This is a genomic window from Bradyrhizobium sp. AC87j1, assembly GCF_002936975.1.
GTDB classification, from domain to species: Bacteria; Pseudomonadota; Alphaproteobacteria; order Rhizobiales; family Xanthobacteraceae; genus Bradyrhizobium; species Bradyrhizobium shewense.
Genome location: NZ_PTFE01000199.1, coordinates 1 through 3,759 on the forward strand (window position 1 = coordinate 1; position 3,759 = coordinate 3,759).

At 60.9% G+C, this 3,759-nt stretch carries 5 pseudogenes; 3 read left to right on the top strand and 2 right to left on the bottom strand.

Annotated elements, in window-relative coordinates:
* Window positions 1-788, bottom strand: a pseudogene (locus CV770_RS44395) (IS110 family RNA-guided transposase); the annotation flags it as partial.
* A 67-nt stretch (window positions 789-855) separates the two neighbouring features.
* On the opposite strand from CV770_RS44395, the pseudogene CV770_RS40580 reads away from it, so the two are divergent.
* A pseudogene (locus tag CV770_RS40580) lies at window positions 856-1,515 on the top strand (IS3 family transposase); the annotation flags it as partial.
* A gap of 258 nt (window positions 1,516-1,773) precedes the next feature.
* On the opposite strand, the pseudogene CV770_RS40585 reads toward CV770_RS40580, so the two are convergent.
* Window positions 1,774-2,796, bottom strand: a pseudogene (locus CV770_RS40585) (IS110 family RNA-guided transposase).
* 80 nt (window positions 2,797-2,876) lie between these two features.
* Here CV770_RS40585 and CV770_RS40590 point away from each other — a divergent pair.
* Both CV770_RS40590 and CV770_RS40595 read left to right on the top strand, forming a co-directional pair.
* Window positions 2,877-3,145, top strand: a pseudogene (locus CV770_RS40590) (integrase core domain-containing protein); the annotation flags it as partial.
* An 89-nt stretch (window positions 3,146-3,234) separates the two neighbouring features.
* Window positions 3,235-3,759, top strand: a pseudogene (locus tag CV770_RS40595) (IS110 family RNA-guided transposase); the annotation flags it as partial.

Here is a 3,759-nt window from a genome sequence, read left to right on the forward strand (position 1 = left end):
GAGTATTGCCTGGGCACTAACCCCAGCCAGGCAGCAAGGTCGCGGGCCTTGCGAAACTGCAGCCCATCACCGATCGCGGCAAGTACAGCGGTCGCACCCAATGCGCCGATACCAGGGATTGTCATCAATCGGCGTGTGACGTCCTCTCGATCGGCGACCGCTTCGATCTCCTGTGTCACTTCGCGGATCCGTTCTTCGAGGCGGCGGAGATCAGCTAAGAGATCGCCCACCAGGCGACGCATCACTGGTGACAAATCGTTTCCTTCGTCATTCAAAGCGCGCGGCAACTCGAGTTTGAATATTCCGGAACCCTGACGCAAAGGTACGCCGTACTCGAAGCAGAAAGCTCGCGTCTGACAAATCAGGCGTGTCCTCGAGCCGACCATCTGCTCACGGATTCGATGCAGCGCTTGAAGATCGCTTGGTCCTCCTCCTTCACGGCGACGAAGCGCATTGTCGGTCGCGTTGCGGCCTCAGCGATCGCCTCGGCGTCGATGATATCGTTCTTGTTTGACTTCACGTAGGGCTACACGAATTGCGCGGGGATCAGGCGCACCTTGTGACCTAGTGCCTTTATCTTCCGGGCGAGCCACTGTGAACCGGCGCAGGATTCCATGCCAACTATGCTTGGTTGTGCGCGAGCAAAGAACTGAAGAAGGGTCTCCCGTCGAAAGCGAACTTTCTGAACCGGTGTGCCGTCGCAGCTTAGGCCAACGACGTGGAACAGGTTCTTGGCCAATGTCGATTCCATAGACAGCCGCAGGTCGCGGCAAATTGCGATGGGCCATGATACTCTCCTCTTTTGATCTGACCTTCCTATAATGAGGGAGGAGGACGGGGCGGACCATCCCATTAATGGTGACGCCCGCAGCCAAGCGGAAAGCTGTCGCCCATCTCCGAGGTGCCTTCGGGATGAGCGAACGGCGGGCGTGTAAAACCATCGGCTGTTGCCGCATGACCATGATATACCGAACGACCCGGGCGTACGAATCCGGCCTTCGCCAGCGCATGAGGGCGATCGCCCAGGAGCGCCGTCGCTTCGGCTATCGGCGCCTGCACGTTCTGCTCAAGCGGGAGGGCTATGTGATCAACCACAAGAAGCTGTTCCGGCTCTACCGGGAAGAGAGGCTTGCGGTGCGCCGCAGTGGCGGCCGCAAGCGGGCGATTGGGACCCGGGCGCCGATGACGGTTGCGATGGCGCCGAACGACCACTGGTCGCTCGACTTCGTGTCGGATCAGCTCACCGAAGGCCGCCGCTTCCGTATCCTCACCGTTGTCGATGATTGCACCCGCGAGTGCCTGGCGCTGGTAGCCGACACCTCGCTCTCCGGCACCCGCGTGGCGCGGGAGCTGGACCGGCTGATGATGGAACGCGGGAGGCCAAAGATGGTGGTCAGCGACAACGGCAGCGAGCTCACCAGCAACGCCATCCTGACATGGGCCGATCAGAGCCGTGTCGCCTGGCACTACATCGCGCCGGGCAAGCCCATGCAGAATGCCTTCATCGAGAGCTTCATGTATAGACGGCCCCGCGGATGCAAGGGATTTCAGCAGCACTTTGGATACCGGTCGGGTGCGCTCATGTATACGGCCTGTTGGTGCGACCGATGCCATGGCCGCTGGCCCTGATGGAGATCGCGGATCGAGGCCTCATCAACGGGTCGCGCTTGTTGCGCTTAAAGCTCTTCGGGCTTGCTCGATCCCCAGCTCCGCCGGTGTCCATCATGCTGTCATTTGCCCTCACACCATAAGGTGGCCAACATACGCGGAAAGTCAGGCCGCGAGCTTAGGCCGATAGAATTCCCCGGTCGTCATCATCGCCCAGACGATCCGCGCTAACTTGTTGGCAACGGCGACGGCGACGACCATGGGTCGACGCCGTTCAAGCAGGGCTTCAATCCAGCCGCCTCCAACCCGGGAGCGTGCCTTTGGGTACCGAACGACGTTACGTGCTCCGATGACAAGCAAGTGCCTGAGATAGGAATCGCCCTGTTTCGTAATCCGGCCGAGCCGATCCTTCCCGCCGGTGGAATTCTGCTTAGGCGTCAGGCCAAGCCAGGACGCGAACTCCCGCCCGGAGCGGAACATGGTCGCGTCCGGCACGGTCGCGGCGAGAGCCGTGGCCGTTATGGGACCGATCCCGGGAATCGAGGACAGTGACTTCGCCATCGGATTTACTCGCTGGATCTGAGCCAGCTCGCGCTGGATTGCCTCGACCTGCCGGTCCAATTCCTTCAGTTGGTTCACAAGGACGGCTAGCGCGATGCGGGCGTGGGTCGGTAGCGTCAGTTCCTCGTCACCCAACAAGTCCACCAGACCATCCACCCGTTGTCGGCCTTGCCCGACAATGATTTCGAACTCAGCAAAGTGAGCCCGAACGGCGCAGGCCGTCGTGGTTCGTTGGCGGACCAACAAGCCTCTTGCACGATGAAGCATCAAGAAGCCCTGGTTCTCGACGCTCTTGATTGGAACGAACCGCATATTGGGACGGGTGACCGCTTCGCAGATCGCGGCCGCGTCAGCGGCGTCATTCTTGGCTCCTCTTCGTACGTAGAGTTTAACATAGCCTGGCGGGATCAATCTCACATCGTGTCCAAACTGCCGAATCTGCCGCGCCCAGTGGTGAGCAGTCGCGCAGGCCTCAATGCCGACCAGGCAAGGTGCGAGCGAGGAGAAGAACGACACGATCTCGCCTCGCCGGAGGCGTTGGCGACCGGCCACTTGGCCTTAGCCATCAACTGCATGGATGTGAAAGACGTGCTTCGAAATGTCCAACCCAATTGTCGCGACTTCCATTAGTGAATTGCTCCTGTTCGCGGCTTCGTCCATCGCAGTATATCGCCGGCGTCCGAGGGAGCGGGGCCGTCATCCCCATCAACGGCCGGCTGCGGGATGAACTGTTGAACGAGACGCTGTTCACGTCGCTGGCCCAGGCCCGCGTCGCACTCGGATGCTGGGGGGCCGATTACAACGATGCACTACCACACTCGCGGCTCGGATGGAAGACGCCGTCCAAGTTCGCCTTGGCCTACCATCCGCGCCGGGATCTGGCGCTGCGCTATGCCGAGGGCTCCGCGCCAGGTCCCGTCGCTACCATCGCCAACTGGGCAAATCCAACAGCCGGGGCGAACTCAGGACTGGATAAAACTTGATGTGGTGGAACGGCCCGCTCCAACAGCATCAAAGTGCTAGAACGTGGTCGTTGTTCGAACGCCACAAAGGAGGGACCGTTCCGTGAAACAGGTTATCACCATCGGGCTCGATCTGGCCAAGCACGTTTTCCAGGTTCACGGGCCGGATGCCGAGGGCTCACCCGTGTTCAACCGGAAGCTACGGCGCAGCGAAGTTCTGCGTTTCTTTGAGAAGCTGCCACCATGCCTGGTGGGAATGGAAGCATGCGGTCCGCCCACTATTGGGCACGCGAGATCGCAGCTCTCGGTCATGAGGTCCGGCTCATTCCGCCGGCTTATGTCAAACCCTTCGTCAAGTGTGGTAAGACGGATGCGGCGGACGCGGAGGCCATCAGCGAAGCGGTGACCCGAAAGACCATGCGCTTCGTGCCGATTAAGACGGCTGAGCAACAGGCTGCCGCGATGGTGCTGAAGACCCGCGCTCTTCTAGTGCGGCAGCGAAACGCAGGCGGTCAACGCGTTGCGCGCGCATCTGGCAGAATTGGGGATCATCGCCACCGCCGGCCTGGCAAAGGTTGAGGCGCTGGTCGCAATCATACGGGATGAGACAGATGCTCGCCTGCCCGCA